This is a genomic window from Streptomyces sp. NPDC043746, assembly GCF_056436485.1.
The window spans coordinates 1-19123 of sequence record NZ_JBWKCM010000011.1; the positions used below are offsets into that span (position 1 = coordinate 1).

Below are 19123 nucleotides of genomic sequence, written 5' to 3' on the forward strand. Positions count from 1 at the left end.
CCCCCCCCCCCCCCCCCCCCCCCCCCCCCCCCCCCCCCCCCCCCCCCCCCCCCCCCCCCCCCCCCCCCCCCCCCCCCCCCCCCCCCCCCCCGCCTCGATGCCGTCGAGCAGCACCCCGAGCCCCACCCGGAACGTCTCGCGCGCCTCCCGCTCCGGATACGGCATCCCGTCGTCCGGGGCCGCACCCGGGTAGGGCGCCACCGGGCCCTCCGCCTCCAGGCCGCTCACCGCGGGGAAGCGTTCCGCGAAGTCCGGGACCAGCTCCGTCAGGGCCGCCGAGCGCGCCGCCCACCACTCCGCGTCGGAGCTGCCGGTGGCCGTGGCGGCCAGTCGGGCGTCGGCCACCGTCTGCGCCGAGCCCCGTACGAACGGCACCAGAGTGCCCACCAGCCGCCGCACCGCCCCGGCCGGCAGGCCCGTCGCCCGCAGCAGGGTGATCAGCGTGTCCAGCCCGGCGTACTCGTGCGGTCCCAGCACCGGCCGCGCCTGCGAGACCTGGAGCACCCAGGGGTGGCGTACGTAGAACTCCAGGACGTCCGCGGCCCAGGCGGTGAGCGGCGTGCGCCAGTCGTCCGGGGCCGACTCCGGGTGTGCGGTGGGGAGTTCGGCGTGGACCGCGTCGTACATCAGGTCCAGCAGCTCGCTCTTGCCGGGGACGTAGGTGTAGAGCGCCATCGCCGTGCGTCCCAGCCGTTCGCCGACCGCGCGCATCGACAGGGCCGCCATCCCCTCCGCGTCCGCGAGCGCCACGGCCGCCGCCACGATCGCGTCCACGCTGAGGCGGGGCTTCGGGCCCGGGCCGCCACGTGCCGACCGCGGGGCGTCCGCGCGCCAGAGGAGGGAGAGGGAACGGTACGGGTCGCCCTGCCCGGCGAAGACCACCACGTGCGACTCCTTACGGTGTAAAGTAACGTCCGGCGGGTAATTCATTACGCCGTAAGGTATCAGCGGTCGTCCGTGGCCGCTGCCATGAGAGGGGTTGGGTCGCGATGGGCCAGGCGCTGCCGGTCACCTACGTACGGGTCGTGGACGTCGAGCGGATCACCCCCGGCACGGCCAGGGTCGGCTTCACCGCCGACGAACTGCCGGGGCTCCTGGAGGACCGCCCCGACCAGCAGCTGAAGCTCTGCCTGCCGCGCGCCGGGCACGCGGTGCCCCGGCTGCCGGAGCGGGACGCCGACGATCCGTACGGCATGCGCTGGTACGAGGCGTACCTCGCGATCCCGGAGGCGGAGCGGCCCTGGATGCGCAGCTTCACCGTCCGTTCCTACGACCGTGAACGCAACGTGATGGCCGTGGACTTCGTGCTGCACGGCGACGGCGGGCCCGCCGCGCGCTGGGGTGCGGCGGCCCGCCCCGGTGACGTCCTCGGCATGGTCGGCCCGTCCTCCCTCTACGCCCGGCCGCTGCCGGAGGCGGAGCGGATGCTGCTCGCCGGGGACGAGACGGCGCTCCCGGCCATCGCCACGGTGCTGGAGGCGCTGCCCGCCGGGACCTCGGCGGTCGTGTACGCGGAGGTCGCGGACGCGGCGGAGGAGCGGGAGCTGCCGCCCGCCGCCGGAGGGGCGGAGGTCCGGTGGGTCCACCGGGACCGGGGCGGCTCGCTCGTCGCGGCCGTACGGGGAGCGGGCGCCGACCTCGACGGGGTGGACGCGGCCTGGGTGGCGGGGGAGGCGTCCGCCGTGCGGGACCTCCGCCGCCACCTGGTGATGGATCGGCAACTGCCCAAGCAGGCCGTAGAGTTCAGCGGATACTGGCGGCGCGCGCTCACCCAGGACGACGCCCCCACCAAGGAGGACCTGGCCTGGGCGGCGGAGCGTGCCGCCGACGCCTCCTAGGGGCCTCAGGCGGCTCCCGCGCCCCGAACCGCCCGGCCCGCCAGCACCGGCGTACGGCGGTGGTCCTCGATCACGAACCTGCCGTCGATCAGCACGTGCGGGATGCCCACCGGCAGGGTGCGCGGCTCCTCGAAGGTGGAGCCCGCCGCCACCGTCTGCGGGTCCAGGAGCACCAGGTCCGCGCGGTACCCCTCGCGCACCAGGCCCCGGTCCGCCAGCCGCAGCCGGGCGGCCGGGCGGGAGGTGAGGTGGGCCACGCACTCCTCCAGCGAGAGGATTCCCAACTCCCTGACGTACCGGCCCAGATACCGGGGAAACGTGCCGTACGCCCTCGGGTGCGGCTTGTCGCCCTGGAGGATGCCGTCGCTGCCGCCCGTGTGCACCCGGTGGCGCATGATCTGCCGGACGTTCTCCTCGTGGCCGACGTGCTGGAGGATCGTCGTGCCCAGCCGGTCCTCGGTGAGCAGCCGCCGCGCGGTCTCCCAGGGCTCCTCGCCGCGCAGCGCCGCCGACTCCGCCACCGTCCGGCCCACGTACCCGCCCAGGTGCGGGGCGCTGACGCCGGAGATCTCGATGGTGTCCCACTCGATCGGCACCCCGTGGCAGCCGTCCGAGCCGAGTACTTCCAGGTGGTGCCGTATCCTCTCGGCGCTCGAAGGGTCCGCGAGCCGGGTGAGGACCGCCTCCGGGCCGCCCTCGCTCACCCAGCTCGGCAGCATCGCCACGAGGGTGGTGCAGCCGGGGGTGTACGGGTAGGTGTCGAGCGAGATGTCGGCCCCCGCCTCCAGCGCACCGTCCAGCAGGGCCAGCAGGTCCGGCGCCCGGCCCTTGTTCACGCCGAAGTTCATGGTGGCGTGGGCGAGATGGAGGGCGCAGCCCGCGCTACGGGTCAGCGCCACCATCTCCTCGTAGGCCTCCAGCGCCCCCGCCCCGTAACTGCGGTGATGCGGGCAGTAGTAGCCGCTGTGGCGGGCCACCACCCGGCACAGCTCGGTGAGTTCGGCGCCGTCCGCGTACATCCCCGGGGTGTAGGTCAGGCCGGACGACATGCCGACCGCGCCCTCCCGCATGCCCTGGTCCACCAGCCCCTTCATCCGGGCCAGTTCGGCGTCGGTGGCCGGGCGGTCCTCCCAGCCGACCGCGTACATCCGGACCGTGCCCTGCGGGATGAGATAGGCGGCGTTGACCGCGATGCCCTGGCCGCCGAAGTTGCGGTCCAGGCGGTCCAGGTAGCCGCCGACCGTGCGCCAGTCGAAGTCGATGTCGAAGCCGTCGCCGTTCCAGCCGGTGATGGAGCGGCGGACCTCCGCCAGCGTACGGTCGTCGACCGGGGCGTACGACAGGCCGTCCTGGCCCAGGACTTCGAGCGTGACGCCCTGCGCCGCCTTCGCGCTGTGGTCCGGGTCGCGCAGCAGCGCCAGGTCGCTGTGGGCGTGCATGTCGATGAAGCCGGGGGCGAGCGCGAGCCCGTCGGCGTCGACCGTCCGGGTGGCGGTGGGCCGGGGGCCGGGGGTGCCCTCGCGGTGGATCTCGGCGATCCGGCCGCCGTCCACCGCCACATCGGCGCGGTAGGACGGCTCGCCGGTGCCGTCGACGACGAGCGCGTCGCGCAGGACCAGGTCCATGGGTGACCTCTCGGAGAGCGGAAACGGAACGGCTCAGAAGAACGTGCGGATGTAGTCCGTGACCGTGCCGTCCGCCTCCACCAGCGGGATCAGCTGCCACTTGTCGAAGCTGGTGCAGGGGTGCGAGAGGCCCATCCCGACCCAGTCGCCCACCTCCAGCCCGGCCCCTGTCTCCGTACGCACCCACGTGTGCTGGTCGGACAGGCCGGTGACCGTGATCCCGGTGGCGGGGCGGACCGAGCCGTCCCGGGCGGAGCGGACCACCTGGGCCTCGGGCAGATCCAGGTCGTACGCCGCGTCCCGCTTGCCCGCGTTCAGGAAGGCCTGCTCGCCGGTCGGGCGGGAGACCACCTGGGCCCAGAGCCGGAACGCGGGCTCCAACGCCCCTTCCTCGGGGACCCGGTTGAAGGGGGTCAGGTGCTTGTAGTGGCCGTCGTCGTGCGAGACGTACGCACCGGAGCGCAGCAACTTGCACACGGGCAGGCTCAGTTCGCCGATCTCCGCGAAGACGTCCGCCACCGCGTCGAACCAGGCGCTGCCGCCCGCGCTGATCACGATCTCCTCGGCCCCGGCGAACCGCTTCTCGCCGTCGAACGCGTCCGCCAGCGCCACGAGCCGCCGCAGCCACGCCCGTACGCGCTCCGGGTCGGCGTCCGGCACCTCGCCCTCGTACCCGGCCACGCCCACCAGGCGCAGCGACCCGGCCCCCGCCACCGCGTCGGCCACCGCCGCGCAGTCGGCCTGTGTCCGGGCCCCGGTCCGCGCGCCCTCGCCCGCGCCCAGCTCCACGACCACGTCGAGGGGGCGGGTGGCGCCCGCCGCGCTCAGGGCCTCCTCCATCAGCTCGACCCCGCGCACGGAGTCCACGTAGCAGATGAAGCGGAACTCCGGGTCGGCGCTCAGCTCGTCGGCCAGCCAGCGCAGCGCGACCGGGTCGACCAGCTCGTTGGCGAGGAAGATCCGCCCGATCCCGTACGCCCGGTAGACCCGCGCCTGGTGCGGAACGGCGGCCGTGATGCCCCAGGCGCCGCGCCGCAGCTGGTCCGCGAACAGCTGCGGGGCCATCGATGTCTTGCCGTGCGGGGCGAAGGCGAGGCCGTGGCGCTCGGCGTACGTCTCCAGCAGGGCCAGGTTGTGCTCGACCGACTCGGCGGAGAGGGCGAGGACGGGGGTGGTGAACCCGCCGGTGAAGAGGTTGCGGCGCTCGGCGGCGAGGGTCTTGACGGTCAGGCCCTCGGCGTCGGGCGGCAGGGCCTTGAAGCGGTGGTCGACGCGTTCGTCGGCGAGGCCGGCCGCGAGGGAGGCGGCGTGCTCGACGGCCGGGGAGGCGGCGCGGCCGGTCGTCGGCGGGGCGGGGCGGGCGGAGCGCGGGGGCGCGGTGTGGTCGGCCGTGGGTGACGCGGGACGGTCGGTGGGGCGGTCGGCTGCCAAGGTGAGCTCCTCGAAGTTCGTTGCAACATATGCAACATTCATTGCGTATATCGCTCAACGCTGTCTAACATCCGAGCCGACGCCCGGTCAATGGTGACCACCGGCCCGCACACCGACCAGCGAGGAGCCCTCAGTGTCCGGACCCGCAGCAGGGACGGCCCGCGCCGCCGCGACCACCGATGTCGTCTGCCTCGGTGAGTCCATGGTGACGTTCCTGCCCTCGCAGCCCGGCCGCCTCGCCGACGTGCCGTCCTTCGGGCGGGGGATCGGGGGCGCCGAGTCCAACGTGGCCTGCGCACTCGCCGCCGCCGGGCACCGGGCGGCCTGGGTGGGGCGGGTCGGGGCCGACGGCTTCGGTGACCACCTGGTCGAGACGATCGCGGGGTACGGGGTCGACACCTCGGCGGTCCGCCGGGATCCGGACCGGCCGACGGGCATCTACTTCCGTACGGCGGCGGATCGCGGAACCGGGACCCATGAGGTGGCGTACTACCGGGCGGGATCGGCGGCGTCCGCGATGTCGCCGGCGAACGTGCCGTACGAGGAGCTGTTCGCGGGGCGGATCCTGCATCTGTCCGGGATCACGGCCGCGCTCTCCGCCGACTGCCTGGCCCTGCTGCGGGAGCTGACGGCCGCGCGCCCCGGCCGCCCGCTGGTCTCCTTCGACGTGAACCACCGGCCGCGGCTGTGGCGGGACGGCGACGCCGGTGTGCTGCTGGAGCTGGCCCGCCGCTGCGACCTGGTCTTCGTCGGGGAGGACGAGGCGGACGAGGCGTGGGGGATCGCCGGTGCGGAGGCGATCCGGGCGGCCCTGCCGGAGCCGGGCCTGGTGGTCGTGAAGCGGGGGAGCGCGGGTGCGACGGTGTTCGCCTCGGGACGCGGCCCCGGGCCCCGCTCCTCGAACGCCGGAGGGGCCGAGGACGCCCCCGGCTCGCGCTCCACGGAGGGCGCGGCCGAGGGCGTGGCCGTGGCCGAGGACGCCGCCGGGACGGGGAGCGGTGACACCGTCACCTCCGTCCCCGCGCTCCACGTCGATGTCGTCGCCGCCGTCGGGGCCGGGGACGCGTTCGCCGCCGGGTTCCTCTCCGCGACCCTGCGCGGCCTGCCCGTACGGGACCGGGTCCGGCACGGGCACCTGATGGCCGCCGCCGTCCTCACCGTCCCCGGCGATCTCACCGAACCGCCCGCCCGCGACCACGCCGACGGCCTCGTCGCCCTCGACGACGGCGCCTGGGGGAGACTTCGTCTCGGCCCCGGCTGGACCGCAGCCGACCGGGCCCACGAGGAGGTACGTACGCCATGAGCCAGACCGTCGACCGGGCACTCAGCATCCTGCCGCTGCTCGCCCAGGGCCCCGCCGATCTCGGCCAGGTCGCCGAGCGGCTCGGCGTCCACAAGTCCACGGCGCTGCGCCTGCTGCGTACGCTCCACGAGCACGGGCTCGTCTACCGCCAGCAGGACCAGCGCTACCGTCTGGGCGCCCGGCTCTTCGCGCTCGCCCAGGAGGCCGTCGAGAACCTCGACGTACGGGAGATCGCCCACCCTCACCTGGTCGAGCTGAACGACCGCTGCGGGCACACCGTGCACCTCGCGGTCTACGAGGAGCAGGAAGTCCTCTACATCGACAAGGTCGAGAGCCGCTACCCGGTCCGGATGTACTCGCGGATCGGCAAGCCCGTCGCGATCACCGTCGCGGCCGTGGCCAAGCTGCTGCTGGCCGACCTCACCGAGCCCGAGCGGCGCGCGATCGCCGAGAAGCTCGACTACCCCATGTACACGTCCCGTTCGACGCCGAACGCGCCCGCCTTCCTCAAGGAGCTGGCCGTCGTCCGCGAACAGGGCTGGGCCACCGACCTCGGTGGCCACGAGGAGTCCATCAACTGCATCGGCGCCCCCATCCGCGGCGCGGACGGCCGGGTCGTCGCGGCCATGTCGGTCTCCGCACCGAACGTGGTCGTCACGGCCGAGGAACTCCTCACCCTTCTCCCGCTGGTCCGGCGCACCGCCGAGACCGTCAGCCGGGAGTACTCCGGCTCCGGCACCCACCGACCCAGGAAAGTCTGATCAGCCATGACCGAGAAGATCGCGCTCACCCCCTCCACCCACACCGCGCCGCCGGCCCGGTTCTCGCACGGCGTCAAGAAGGGGAACATCCTCCAGGTCGCCGGCCAGGTCGGCTTCCTGCCCGCGGTCGAGGGCCAGGCCCCGACCCCGGCCGGCCCCACCCTGCGCGAGCAGACCCTCCAGACCTTCGCCAACGTCAAGGCGATCCTGGAGGAGGGCGGCGCGAGCTGGGACGACGTGATGATGATGCGCGTCTACCTCACGGACGTGGACCACTTCGCGGAGATGAACGAGATCTACAACGCCTACTTCGCCGAGCAGAACCTGAAGGAGGCCCCCTCGGCGCGGACGACGGTCTACGTGGGCCTGCCCAAGGGCCTGCTGATCGAGATCGACGCGCTCGCGGTGCTCAGCTGACGGCTCGGGCTCCGGCTCCGGCGCCCCCGAAGGACCTGCCGCACCGGTCGGCCTGGTCCACCCGCGGCAACTCTCCCACCCGTCTCACGGCACGGCGTCCCATCCCCCCGGGGCGCCGTGCCGTGCTCGGCCCCGCCCTCAACTCCCCTTCCGCGCGACGTAGTACAGGTTCAGGATGTCGCCCTCCACCTCCCGGACCGCGACCTCCTTGAACCCCGCCTCCTCCAGCATCCGCAGCGCGGTCTGCCGGCCCCACACGGTCCCCAGCCCCGCCCCGCCCTCGCCCAGCGAGACGGTCATGCAGTAGAAGACCGAGAAGGTGTAGAGCGCGGGCCCCAGCGGGTGGTCGAGGTTCTCCTCCAGCAGGCTGGAGGCCGCGATGTCCCCCATCAGGAACACCCCGTCGTCCCGCAGCGCCCCGGCGACGGCCGCCAGGGCCTCCGCCGGGCGGGCCAGGTCGTGGATCACGTCGAAGGCGGTGACCAGGTCGTACGGGCCGGTCACCGCAGTCGCGTCCGCCACGTCGAACCGCGCGTTCCGCAGGCCCAGCGCCGCCGCCTCGGCCCGGGCCGCCGCGATGCCGTCCTCGGACATGTCCACCCCGCGGAACCTGCTGGCCGGGAACGCCCGCGCCAGCAGGTTGACGGCGTGCCCCTGGCCCGTACCGATGTCGAGCACGTCCAGACCGCCGTCCGAGCCCAGCCGCTCCGCCAGCCCCGGCACCAGGGGGATGATCGCGTCGACCAGGGCGGCGTCGTAGACCCGGGCGGTCTCCTCCGCCTGCAGTTCCTGGAACTTCGGATACGCCGAGTACGGCACCCCGCCCCCGTCCCGGAACGCCGCGACCACCTGGTCCTCCACCAGTCCGATCAGCGCGAGATCCTGGAGGAAGGAAGCCAGGTTGTCGGGCCCGGCGGCCCGGCAGAGGGAGGCGGCGTGCTCGGCCGGCAGCCGGTACGTACGCTCCTGCGGGTCGTACACGACGATTCCGCCCACGGTCACCCCGCCCAGCCACTCGCGCACATAGCGCTCGTCCAGCCCGGCGGCCCCGGCGATCTGCTCACTGGTCGACGGTGGCAGCAGCGCCATCACGTCGAACAACCGGGTCCGGTGCCCGAGGCTGCACAGATACCCCAGGCAGGCATCGTTGAGGACCTGCGTCATCCGCCCGGCGAACTCCTCCTGCCGGACGGGATCCACGGTCTGCCGATTCATGGCGCCTCCTTCGGAAAGCCGCGGCGCGCCGCCGAAACCGCTTCCCCCGCCCGTGTCCGCCACCCACCGCCGGCCAACAGGTCCCCCGACAAACGCTACGCCGTCCTCGCGCGGCGCGCCGCGCGCTCGCCGCCCGCGTGGACGGTGAGGGCTGGGACGCCGGGCCGCGGGATCCCTCTGTCGCGGGTGAGCGCACCCCCTCCCGCCCCCGTGCGCCCCCTTGTGCCGACCCGCCGATTGCGCTTCCTTGATCGGCATGGCTGAGACAAGAGCAACCACAGGGACAGGGGAGCCGGCCTCCCGGCCGCGCACGTCCAGCTGGAAGTACATCGGCCCCGGGATCGTCGTCGCGGCGACCGGGGTCGGGGCCGGGGATCTGGTCGCGACGCTGGTCGCGGGCAGCAAGTTCGGGTACACGCTGCTGTGGGCGGCGGTGATCGGGTGCCTCGTCAAGATCTCGCTGGCCGAGGCGGCCGGGCGCTGGCACCTGGCCACCGGGCGCACGCTCTTCGACGGCTGGCGCAGCCTCGGAGCGTGGACGACCGTCTACTTCGCGGTGTACGTCGTCCTCTGGGGCTTCATCTACGGCGCGACGGCCATGTCCTCCAGTGCCCTGCCCGTCGTGGCGCTCTTCCCCGACGGGCCGGGGCTGAAGTTCTGGGCGATCGTGACCGGGCTGACCGGGCTGGTCTTCGTCTGGTTCAACCGGTACGCCGTCTTCGAGAAGGTCATGACGGTCCTGGTCGGCATCATGTTCGTGGTCGTCGTGTACGTGGCCGCCCGGGTGGTGCCGGACGCGGGGGCCACGCTCGCCGGGCTCGTCCCCGCGCTGCCGGACGGTTCGCTGCTCTACACCCTCGGGCTGATCGGCGGCGTCGGCGGCACGATCACCATGGCGGCGTACGGCTACTGGGTCAACGCCAAGGGGTGGAGCAACTCCGCCTGGATGAAGGTGATGCGGCTCGACAACCGGGTCGCCTACATCACCACCGGCATCTTCGTCGTCGCCATGCTCGTCGTCGGCGCCGAGTTGCTGCACGCCTCGCAGACCGCCCTCACCTCGGGGGACCGGGGGCTGGTCGACCTGGGCAAGGTGCTGGAGGCCCGGTTCGGCGGGGCCACCGCCACGCTCTTCCTGGTCGGCTTCTTCGCCGCCTCGTTCTCGTCGCTGATCGGCGTCTGGCACGGGGTGAGCCTGATGTTCGCCGACTTCGTGGAGCGGTTCCGGGCCCCGGCGGCCGGGGAGAAGGAGCACGCGGGCCCGGAGACCGCCGACCGGCAGCAGCGGTCGGTGCCCTTCCGCGCCTACCTCCTCTGGCTGACCTTCCCGCCGATGGCCCTGCTCTGGCTGGACGAGCCCTTCGGCCTGGTCATCGCGTACGGCGTGCTCGGCGCGTTCTTCATGCCCTTCCTGGCCCTGACCCTGATCTGGCTGCTCAACTCCTCACGCACGCCCGGCGAATGGCGCAACGGGTGGGTCAGCAACGGGATGCTGGCCCTGGCGGGGCTGCTGTTCGTCGTGCTGTGCGTCCAGCAGGTGCGGGAGCTGCCCTGGTGAGCAGAGGGTGACCGGCTCGGTGAAACGCCGCAGCGCCGCCGGGGGAGCGGCGGCGCTGCAGGTTCCGGGGGAGGCGCGGTGGCACGCGCCGGTGCTGCGGTGTGGCGCGGTGCACGCGGCCGGTGCTGCCGGTGGCGTGGTGCGCGCCGGGGTTACGGCAGGTTGCGGACGTGCGGGCCGACCGCCTTGGACCAGGCGAATGCGGCCGTCGCGTCCCAGTTCGTCGACCAGGTCATCGCGCCGCGGAGCGACGGGTAGGTCTTCGAGGGCTTGAACGAACCGCAGTTGGTGCCCTTGGTCAGGCAGTCCAGGGCCGCGTTCACGACCGACGGGGCGACGTATCCGCTGCCCGCCCCCCGGGTGGAGGCCGGGACGCCGATGCCGACCTGGGACGGGTCGAGACCGTTCTCCAACTGGATGCAGGCGAGCGCGGTGAGGAAGTCCACCGAACCCTGGTGGTAGACCTTGCCGTCGCAGCCGAGCATCGAACCACTGTTGTAGTACTGCATGTTGACGACGGTCAGGATGTCCTTGATGTTCAGCGCCGTCTTGAAGTACTCACCCGACGTCGACTGCATGTCGATCGTCTGCGGTGCCATCGTGATGACGAGGCCGGGGCCCGCCTTCGCCGACAGCTGGCGCAGCGCCTTCGTCATGTAGGTCGCGTTGAGGCCGTTCTCCAGGTCGATGTCGACGCCGTTGAAGCCGTAGTCCTGCATGAGGGCGTACACCGAGTTGGCGAACGCGGTGGCCGAGGCGTCGTTCTCCACCCGGACCGTGCCCAGTTCGCCGCCGATGGAGATGATGACGTTCTTGCCCTGCGCCTGCTTGGTCTTGATGTCCGCCCGGAACTGGGCGTCGGTGTAGCCGTTCAGCCCGGCGGTGTCCAGGTTGAAGGTGACCGCGCCCGGTGTCGGCGTGGCGTCCGCGAAGGAGACCGCGATGATGTCGTAGTCGGCCGGCACGTCGGTGAGCTTCTGGACGGCCGCGCCGTTGTTGAAGTTCTGCCAGTAGCCGGTCACCGCGTGCTTGGGCACGGCCGGGCCGGGGCCGGGGTCCGTACCGGGCTTGGCCGTACGCGCGGTGATCGCGGCGGACTTGACCGACTCGCCGGCCGCGTTGGTGGCGCTCACGGAGAACTGGTACGCCGTGTCGGCGGCCAGCCCCGTGACCGTCGCGGAGGTCCCGGTGGAGGTGGCGGCCTGCACACCGTCCCGGTACACCTTGTAGCCCGTGGCGCCGGAGACCGCGTTCCAGGACAGGGCGACGGAGGAGGTCGTCGTGGCGCCCGCGGCGAGACCGGCGGGGGCACCCGGGATGACCGGGCCGGGGCCTTCGCCGCCACCGCCGTCGGGGCCCGTCACCTCGATGTCGTCGGCGTAGTAGGCGGACTGCCCGTACCAGCCGTGGGTGTAGACGGTCACCGACGTGGTGCTGGGGCCGGTCCGGAAGCTGGTGGAGAGCTTGGTCCAGGTGGTGGAGCCGGGCGTCCAGGTGGAGACGTCGGTCGTGCCGCTACCGGTCACCCCGAGGTAAGCGTAGCCGCCCTGCACCCAGGAGCTGAGCGCGTACGTCGAGTTGGGCTTCACGGCCACGGTCTGCGAGCACCGGGCGTTGTCCTGGCCGGCCGGGGTGGCCTTCAGCGCGGACGTGCCGCTGCGCACGGGGGTGGAGACGGTGGTGCCGCTGCCGCCGGAACAGGCCCAGTTGGCGAGCCCCGACTCGAAGCCCGGGTTCCTGGCGTTGTTGACGTCGGCGGCCTGGGCGGTGGAGACGAGCCCGGTGACGGTCAGGGCCCCGGCCGCGATCACGGCCATGGCGCCGCCGAGGAAGGGCCGGGAGGCGTTCCCCCTGCGTCGTCTTCTGCTGCCTGCGGAGCGTTGCACGTGGGCCTCCGTGGGGAGTTGGTGGTACGTGGCGGGGTGGTGCGGCGGGGATGGGTCCTGCCGTGCGGGGTGGAGCAGAAGCGGTGGCCACCGCTGCGCATAAGCTGGTCCAGACCAATCGAGTTGTCAAGGCCTCCGGCAGCACCCCGGGAAACACCACCGGAAGCGAACGGGGTCCCGGCGGCAGCCCGGTGGCGCCTGCGGCAGGTGGGCGCGGGGTGCCCCGGCGGTGCTTCGCCGGGCCTGCGGCGCTGTCCCCGCCGGGGATTCTTTGCCCGACGGTGATCCGGCGCCACCACCCCGCGACCCACACGGGTGATCTTGCCGAAGGTCTCCGTACGGTGACGGAAACACCCTGCCGGTGCGGTCCGGAAAGCACCCCGCTCCGCCCTGACGTGCGGTAACGAGAACGTGCCCGGATTCCGCATGGATTCTTCGGTAACGCTCCGCAAGGGCGGCTGAGTTGCCCGGAATCGATTTCGTCCCGTTTGGCGCCCGAATCCCGTACGAACGGTGTTCGCATGATGACGCACTGGTCCCTGCTAACTGTTCTCTGCCTGATGAGACGTGGCTAAAGTGCTGAGGCAGGAGCACGGAGCACAAGCGATTGCGGCCGACGTCTTGACGGCGGCCGGAGCCGAACGGGGAAGAGCGTGCCGACCGCGATAGCAGTGACGAGTGCAGATCTGGTGCTGCCGCCCACCGATCAGCAGACCCCGACCGCGGCCCTGCTCCAGGCCCCCGGAGCCCAGGCACTGGAACTGGCGATCGGCGACATGCACCTGCTGCTCGAACAGCACGGCTATGTGATCGCCCTCTACCCCAGCGGCATCCGGCCCGAGCACGAACGCCGCCTCCACTCCATCCGCTCGATCCTGGAGAGCGACCGGATCGCCCTCGTCAAGGTGGAGCTGCCGCCCCTCGGCGTGGCCGTACTGGTGCGCCAGCTCCGCCAGTTGTCCATCTGCGACTTCAGCCCCGGCGTCGTCGCCTCCGCGGCCCGGCTGCTGTCGCACTACATCTACGCGGGCGCCCTGCTCAACTCGGTGGCCAGGCTCGACCGGGTCCCGGTCAGCCTCAAGAGCCACGCCAGGTCCTGGGTCCCCGGCTCCCAGTTCGCCGTCCTCGCCGGGCCCGAACCGCAGCTCCTCAAGGTGGGCCCGACGGCCGAGCCCCTGACCGGACCGGCATTCCGTACACATCTCCTCGTCGCCAAAGGCCCGTTGGCGTCCGACTGGGTGCGGGAGACCCTTGCTCCCGCCTGGAAGGTCCAGGCCGTGCACGAGACGGCCGTCCCCGCCGACTCGCCGCGCTGGTGGGGCACGGGCAAGCTCGTGGAGTTCGCCGCCCATCTCCCGGACATCTCCGTGCTGTACCAACTGGTCGCCTCCGTCCGCCGGGAGAAATGCCACTGGTGCGCGATGGAACTCATCGGGGACCGCTGCGCCTTCTGCTCCGCCCTGCTCGCGGCCCCCCAGAACCGCGACCGCGGACCGTCCACCGGTGTCCTCCAGCTCGCATCCGGCAGCCGCTCCGGCCCCTAGGCCTTCCGCACCGTCGCACCCGGCCTCGCGCGCCCCGGCCCCGTACCTCCGCACTCCTCGAACTCGCGCACACCGAACCGCACGCATCCCGATCCGAACGAGGTTGACCGGTCATGAACTCCCGCCAGCGCCGCGGCGTGATACTCCTGCTCCTGTCGGTCCTGTGTGCCTTCGGTGCCTTCGCCGGGGTGCTCTCGGTGATCAGCGATGTGAACTCCAAGGTCGGCCCCGAGGTGACCGCCTACCGGGTGAAGAGCGACGTGGCTCCCTACACGGCCCTGAACGGCAGGCAGTTCGAGAAGATCACGATGCCGAAGCGCTGGCTCTCGGAGAACGCGGTGACCGACCTCCGGGAGGTCGAGTCGAAGATCGCCGTCACCCGGCTCCGCGAAGGCTCGCTCCTCCAGTCGGACATGATGGTCCGCAAGCCCGAACTCCGGGCCGGTGAGCAGGAGATCGCCATCATGATCGACGCCGCCACCGGCGTCGCGGGCAAGATCACCCCCGGGGCCACGGTCAACATCTACGCCACGTTCGCCGGTGAGCAGAGGGAGAAGGGCGACCCCGCCCAGTCCAAGGTGATTGTCTCCAACGCCAAGGTGCTGGAGGTCGGCCAGCTCACCCCCCTGGACCCGAGCAGCGACAGCCGGCGCAACCAGGCGACCGAGGCCGTGCCGATCACCTTCGCCCTGAACACCCTGGACGCCCAGCGCATCGCCTACGCCGAGTCCTTCGCGGAGCACGTACGTCTCGCCCTCGTCGCCCCCGGCAGCGACGGCACCATCCGTCCGGGCGACCGCACCTACACGCTCGACAAGGACAAGTGAGGATCGGATGACCACCAGAATCCTCCCGGCCGTCGGTGACCCCGACGCGGCCCGCTCGCTCACCACCCTGCTCAGCCAGCTGCCCGACGCCGAACCGGCCGGCCCGGTGATCGACTCGACCCAGCTGATCGACACCCTGGCGCGGCTCGCCGGCGAGGCCCTCGACGAGCTGCCCGAAGTGGTGCTGGTGCACGAGCGGATCGGCCCGGTCCCGGCCCTGGAGCTGATCCGGGAGGTCTCCCTGCGGTTCCCCTCCGTCGGGGTCGTCATGATCACCACCGACGCGAGCCCCAGCCTCTTCGCCGCCGCCATGGACTCCGGCGCGCGGGGCCTGGTCACGCTGCCCGTGGGCTACGAGGAGCTGGCCAACCGGGTCCAGGCCGCGGCCCAGTGGTCCACCGGCGTCCGCCGCCACCTCTCCTCCGCGGGCGACGTCCTCACCGGCCCCGGCGGCACGGTCGTCACCGTCACCGGCGCCAAGGGCGGCGTCGGGGCCACCGTCGCGGCCATCCAACTCGCGCTGGCCGCACAGGCGTCGGGTCACACGGTCGCCCTGGTCGACATGGACCTCCAGACCGGCGACATCGCCTCGTACCTCGACGTACAGTTCCGGCGCTCCCTCGCCGACCTCGCCCTGATCACCGACATCTCGCCCCGGGTGCTGGCCGACGCGGTCTTCTCCCACTCCACGGGCCTCGCCCTGCTGCTCGCTCCCGGCGAGGGCGAACGCGGCGAGGAGGTCAGCGACCGCTCGTCCCGCCAGATCGTCAGCGCCCTGCGCTCCCGGTACGAGATCGTCGTCATCGACTGCGGCGGCCAGATGAACGGGGCCAACGCGGCGGCCATCGAGATGGCGGACACCGCCCTGCTGGTGACGACCCCGGACGTGGTCGCGGTGCGCGGTGCGAAGCGGATCGTACGGATGTGGGAACGGCTCCAGATCCGCAAGGCCGAGGAGACCGTCACCCTGGTCAACCGCTTCACCCGCAACACCGAGATCCAGCCGCCGCTGATCCAGAAGATCACCGGCACCCGGGTCGCGAGTGCGGCGGTCCCGGCCAATTTCAAGGAGCTCCAGGCGTCGGTCGACTCCGGTCGGCTGCACGAACTGGACGCCAGGAGCACGGTCAAGCAGGCCCTGTGGGGCCTGGCCGGAGAGCTGGGCATCGTCAGGCCGAGCGCGACCGCCAAGAAGGGCGGCGGCGTGCTCGCCAAGAGGAACAGCGGCACCTTCACGAACGACCGGGGCTCGATCGGACGCCCGCGCCGACGGCGCGGCGGGCCCGCAGACGCCGAGGGGACACGTTGAGCGATGACGACGACCACGAGGACGGCGCGCGGCTCCATACGGGGGCCCGGGGGAGCCGGATGCGCCGGACGAGCGCGAAGCGCCGGGGAGGCACGGGGGCCGGGGGCGCTCGGAGGGCCCCGAGGACTCCGGCGACTCCGGGGGGATGACCGGGGGCAGACCGCCGTCGAGTTCCTGGGGATGACCCCCTTCATCATCCTGATCATGCTCGTGCTCTGGGAGTGCGCCCTGATCGGCTACACCTTCAGTCTCGCGGGCAACGCGGCGGACGTGGGCGCACGCAAGGGGAGCGGGGCGGAGTACGCGCCGGGGGCCGCCTGCCGGGCCGGGGCCCTGGAGGATCTGCCCGCCGCCTGGGCGAGCGGGGCCCGGGTGAGCTGCGGCCGGGGCGCGGACCTGTACGAGGCGAAGGTGACGCTCAAGGTGCCGGTGCTGGTGCCGGGCCTGTTCGACCTGGACATCGACATCGACGGGGAAGCCGGATCGGCGCTGGAGGACTGGCGATGACGACCGCTGCGTACGGAGAAGGCCTCGGGGCCCTCGGCAGAGGGAGGCGCCCGGGACGCTCGAACGTACCGGCACCGTCCGCGATGGCGCGTCGGGACCGCGCGAGCGGGTCGACACCGGCCGGGACGGCGCGCCGGGGCCGGTCGAACGTACCGGCACCGGCCCGGAAGGGGCGTCGGGACCGCGGCCAGGTGGCCCTGGAGTACCTCGGCTTCCTCCCCCTCCTGCTCCTGGTCGCCCTGCTGGCCATCCAGCTCGGCATCGCCGCGTACGCCGCCAACCAGGCGGGCACGGCCGCCCGCGCCGGAGCCCGTACCGCAGCCAGCTACGACGCCCCCGGGGACCCGGAGGCGGCGGCCCGGGGGGCGGTGAGCGGCTGGGTGGAGGGCAACGGGTTCTCCTACAGCCAGAGCGGCTTCGAGGACATCACCGCCACTGTCGCGGTCAAGGTCCCCTCGCTCGTCCCCGGCATCGGCCCCTGGACGGCGACCCGGAGCGCCACGATGCCGCGCGAGTGACCCCGCACGGGACACCCGCTTGACGCGCTACACCCGCTACACCGAGGAGAGTTGGGCAGATGAGCCTGCGGGCACGCATGACCGCCCCCGACGAGCAGGGCGGTGCACGGGAGGACGGCCACCTGGTGACCACCTACCGGGCCAAGCTGCTGGAGGAGATCGACCTCGCGGAGATGTCCTCGCTGGCCGCCGCCGACCGCCGGGCCCGGCTGGAGCGCGTCCTCGGCCACATCATCAGCCGCGAGGGCCCGGTCCTCTCCACCGTCGAGCGCTCGCAGCTGATCCGACGGGTGGTGGACGAGGCGCTCGGCCTCGGCATCCTGGAACCGCTCCTGGAGGACGCCTCGATCACCGAGATCATGGTGAACGGACCCGACCAGATCTACGTCGAGCGCAGCGGCAAGGTCGAACGGCTGCCCCTGCGCTTCGGCTCGCACGAGCAGCTGATGCAGACCATCGAGCGCATCGTGTCGACCGTCAACCGCCGGGTGGACGAGTCGAATCCGATGGTCGACGCCCGCCTTCCCAGCGGCGAGCGCGTCAACGTCATCATCCCGCCGCTCTCCCTGACCGGCGCCACGCTCACCATCCGCCGCTTCCCGCGCTCCTTCACCCTTCAGGAGATGATCGGGTTCGGCTCACTGGACGAGCAGATGCTGATCCTGCTCGCCGGTCTCGTCCAGGCCAAGTTCAACATCATCGTCTCGGGCGCCACCGGCACCGGGAAGACCACGCTCCTCAACGCGCTCTCCGGACTGATCCCGGACGCCGAGCGCATCGTCACCATCGAGGACTCCGCCGAACTCCAGCTCCAGCAGAGCCATGTCATCCGGTTGGAGTCCCGCCCGGCCAACGTGGAGGGCAAGGGCCAGATCACCATCCGCGACCTGGTCCGCAACTCCCTGCGCATGCGCCCCGATCGCATCGTCGTCGGTGAGGTCCGCGGCGGCGAGTCGCTCGACATGCTCCAGGCGATGTCCACCGGCCACGACGGCTCGCTCGCCACGGTCCACGCCAACAGCGCCGAGGACGCGCTGATGCGGCTTCAGACCCTCGCCTCGATGTCCGAGGTGGAGATCCCCTTCGAGGCGCTGCACGACCAGATCAACAGCGCGGTGGACGTGATCGTGCAGCTCACCCGGCACGCCGACGGCACCAGGAAGGTCACCGAGATCGCGGTGCTGGACTCGCACGGCCGCGACCCGTACCGCATCGTGACCGTCGCCCGGTTCGAGGCACAGCCGATGGCCGCCGACGGCCGCATTTACGGCCGCTTCCAGTACCTGCCGCTGCCCCGCAGGGTCGCCGACCGGCTCTATCTGGCGAGCCAGCCCGTCCCGCAGGCGTTCGGCGTCGCGGAGCACGCCGCCCAACTCGCCACCCGAGAGGCCAACTAGGTACCGCGCCATGGACAACGTCAACCTCGCCCTCGTCACCGTCGGCGTCACGCTGCTCGCCTGTGTGCTCGGCGTGATGGGCCTGTACGCCTACTCCGGCGGCAAGGCCGACCGCGACGCGCTCGTGGAGCGGCTCTCCCACGTCGGCCAGCTCCCCGAGACCGGCCGCCACCGCCGCTTCAAGGGCCTGGACCGCAGGCTGCGGGCCACCGCGCTCGGCCGGAAGCTGGAACTGAAACTCGCCGCGACCGGCATGGAGTCGACCCCCGGCGAGTTCTTCGTCTACGCCCTGGTCGCGATGGCCGGACTGTGGATGATCGCCTCCTCCATGCTCGCGGCGTTCTTCGGCCCGGTCGCCGCCCTGATCGGCCTCTGGGGCGCCAACGCGTTCCTCAACTGGCAGCGTACGAAGCGCACCGAGCGGTTCATCAACCAACTCCCCGAACTCTCCCGCATCCTGGCCAACGCCACCCAGGCCGGGCTGGCCCTGCGCACCGCGCTCTCCATGGCGGCGGAGGAGATGGAGAACCCGGCGGGCGAGGAACTGGCGCGGGTCGCAAGGAGGCTGACGGTAGGCGAGACCCTGGAAGAGGCCCTGAGCGAGCTGACCGACCGCCTCCCCTCCCGCGAACTGGTCGTCCTGGTCACGACCTTGGTGCTCTCCAACCGGGCCGGCGGTACGGTCGTCAGCTCCCTGCGCAACCTCACCGAGACGCTGGAGGAGCGCAAGGAGACCCGCCGCGAGGTCAAGACCCAGCTCTCCCAGGTCACCGTCACCGCCTATGCCGTACCGGCGTTCGGCATCGGCGCGATGCTCCTGATGAACGCGGTCATGCCGGGCGCGCTGGACCGGATGACGGGTGCGTTCATCGGCCAGGCGGCGGTGGTCGTGGCCATCGCCCTGTACGCCATCGGGTTCGTGGTCATCCGCCGCCTGTCCCGTATCGACGTCTGAGACCGGGAAGAGCCGGGAAGAGAGAGGGGACG

At 72.2% G+C, this 19123-nt stretch carries 17 protein-coding genes; 12 read left to right on the top strand and 5 right to left on the bottom strand.

Translation table 11 applies throughout. The features are described from left to right. The coding region (locus AC0682_RS14300; RefSeq protein ID WP_478533049.1) for a TetR/AcrR family transcriptional regulator C-terminal domain-containing protein at window positions 1-885 on the bottom strand (885 nt) is incomplete at its 3' end. 104 nt (window positions 886-989) lie between these two features. On the opposite strand from AC0682_RS14300, the gene AC0682_RS14305 reads away from it, so the two are divergent. Beyond that, on the top strand, window positions 990-1838 hold the full coding sequence (locus AC0682_RS14305) for a siderophore-interacting protein (RefSeq protein ID WP_478533051.1): 849 nt from the start codon (window positions 990-992) through the stop codon (window positions 1836-1838). A gap of 5 nt (window positions 1839-1843) precedes the next feature. On the opposite strand, the gene AC0682_RS14310 is transcribed toward AC0682_RS14305, so the two are convergent. Then, window positions 1844-3463, bottom strand: coding sequence for an N-acyl-D-amino-acid deacylase family protein (locus tag AC0682_RS14310; RefSeq protein WP_478533053.1), 1620 nt, complete (start codon window positions 3461-3463; stop codon window positions 1844-1846). Window positions 3464-3496: 33 nt separating this feature from the next. Then, the gene (locus tag AC0682_RS14315; RefSeq protein ID WP_478533055.1) at window positions 3497-4894 is read right to left on the bottom strand and encodes an alanine racemase; all 1398 of its coding nucleotides are present in this window, start codon (window positions 4892-4894) and stop codon (window positions 3497-3499) included. 133 nt (window positions 4895-5027) lie between these two features. On the opposite strand from AC0682_RS14315, the gene AC0682_RS14320 reads away from it, so the two are divergent. The 3 genes from AC0682_RS14320 to AC0682_RS14330 are packed head-to-tail and all read left to right on the top strand — an operon-like array spanning window position 5028 to window position 7375. Continuing rightward, on the top strand, window positions 5028-6197 hold the full coding sequence (locus AC0682_RS14320) for a sugar kinase (RefSeq protein WP_478533057.1): 1170 nt from the start codon (window positions 5028-5030) through the stop codon (window positions 6195-6197). After that, a complete protein-coding gene (locus AC0682_RS14325) occupies window positions 6194-6958 on the top strand; it encodes an IclR family transcriptional regulator (RefSeq protein ID WP_254811806.1) in 765 nt (254 codons plus the stop codon). The genes AC0682_RS14320 and AC0682_RS14325 overlap by 4 nt, the downstream gene beginning before the upstream one ends. A 6-nt stretch (window positions 6959-6964) precedes the next feature. Then, window positions 6965-7375: a RidA family protein gene (locus AC0682_RS14330; RefSeq protein WP_254811805.1), complete on the top strand. Its 411-nt coding sequence runs from the start codon at window positions 6965-6967 to the stop codon at window positions 7373-7375. A gap of 138 nt (window positions 7376-7513) precedes the next feature. On the opposite strand, the gene AC0682_RS14335 is transcribed toward AC0682_RS14330, so the two are convergent. Next, complete coding sequence (locus tag AC0682_RS14335) at window positions 7514-8590, bottom strand: class I SAM-dependent methyltransferase (RefSeq protein ID WP_478533058.1); 1077 nt, start codon at window positions 8588-8590, stop codon at window positions 7514-7516. Between the two features lie 256 nt (window positions 8591-8846). Here AC0682_RS14335 and AC0682_RS14340 point away from each other — a divergent pair, with 256 nt between their 5' ends. After that, a complete protein-coding gene (locus AC0682_RS14340; RefSeq protein ID WP_478533059.1) occupies window positions 8847-10148 on the top strand; it encodes an Nramp family divalent metal transporter in 1302 nt (433 codons plus the stop codon). Between the two features lie 152 nt (window positions 10149-10300). Here AC0682_RS14340 and AC0682_RS14345 read toward each other — a convergent pair whose 3' ends face one another. Further along, window positions 10301-12034, bottom strand: coding sequence for a chitinase (locus AC0682_RS14345; RefSeq protein WP_478533061.1), 1734 nt, complete (start codon window positions 12032-12034; stop codon window positions 10301-10303). Between the two features lie 671 nt (window positions 12035-12705). Between AC0682_RS14345 and AC0682_RS14350 the strand changes: the two genes are divergently transcribed. From AC0682_RS14350 to AC0682_RS14380, 7 genes are all read left to right on the top strand, one after another. Next, complete coding sequence (locus AC0682_RS14350; protein WP_478533062.1) at window positions 12706-13578, top strand: hypothetical protein; 873 nt, start codon at window positions 12706-12708, stop codon at window positions 13576-13578. A 113-nt stretch (window positions 13579-13691) separates the two neighbouring features. After that, window positions 13692-14405: a Flp pilus assembly protein CpaB gene (gene cpaB, locus AC0682_RS14355; RefSeq protein WP_478533063.1), complete on the top strand. Its 714-nt coding sequence runs from the start codon at window positions 13692-13694 to the stop codon at window positions 14403-14405. Between the two features lie 7 nt (window positions 14406-14412). After that, a complete protein-coding gene (locus tag AC0682_RS14360; protein ID WP_478533065.1) occupies window positions 14413-15714 on the top strand; it encodes a CpaE/TadZ family protein in 1302 nt (433 codons plus the stop codon). Between the two features lie 3 nt (window positions 15715-15717). Further along, complete coding sequence (locus tag AC0682_RS14365; RefSeq protein ID WP_478533066.1) at window positions 15718-16221, top strand: TadE/TadG family type IV pilus assembly protein; 504 nt, start codon at window positions 15718-15720, stop codon at window positions 16219-16221. A gap of 191 nt (window positions 16222-16412) precedes the next feature. Beyond that, the gene (locus tag AC0682_RS14370; RefSeq protein ID WP_478533067.1) at window positions 16413-16739 is read left to right on the top strand and encodes a TadE/TadG family type IV pilus assembly protein; all 327 of its coding nucleotides are present in this window, start codon (window positions 16413-16415) and stop codon (window positions 16737-16739) included. 59 nt (window positions 16740-16798) lie between these two features. Beyond that, window positions 16799-18136: a CpaF family protein gene (locus tag AC0682_RS14375; RefSeq protein WP_478533069.1), complete on the top strand. Its 1338-nt coding sequence runs from the start codon at window positions 16799-16801 to the stop codon at window positions 18134-18136. A gap of 10 nt (window positions 18137-18146) precedes the next feature. Continuing rightward, entirely contained in the window at window positions 18147-19091 is a 945-nt protein-coding gene (locus AC0682_RS14380; protein ID WP_478533071.1) for a type II secretion system F family protein, read from the top strand. Window positions 19092-19123: the final 32 nt, after the last annotated feature.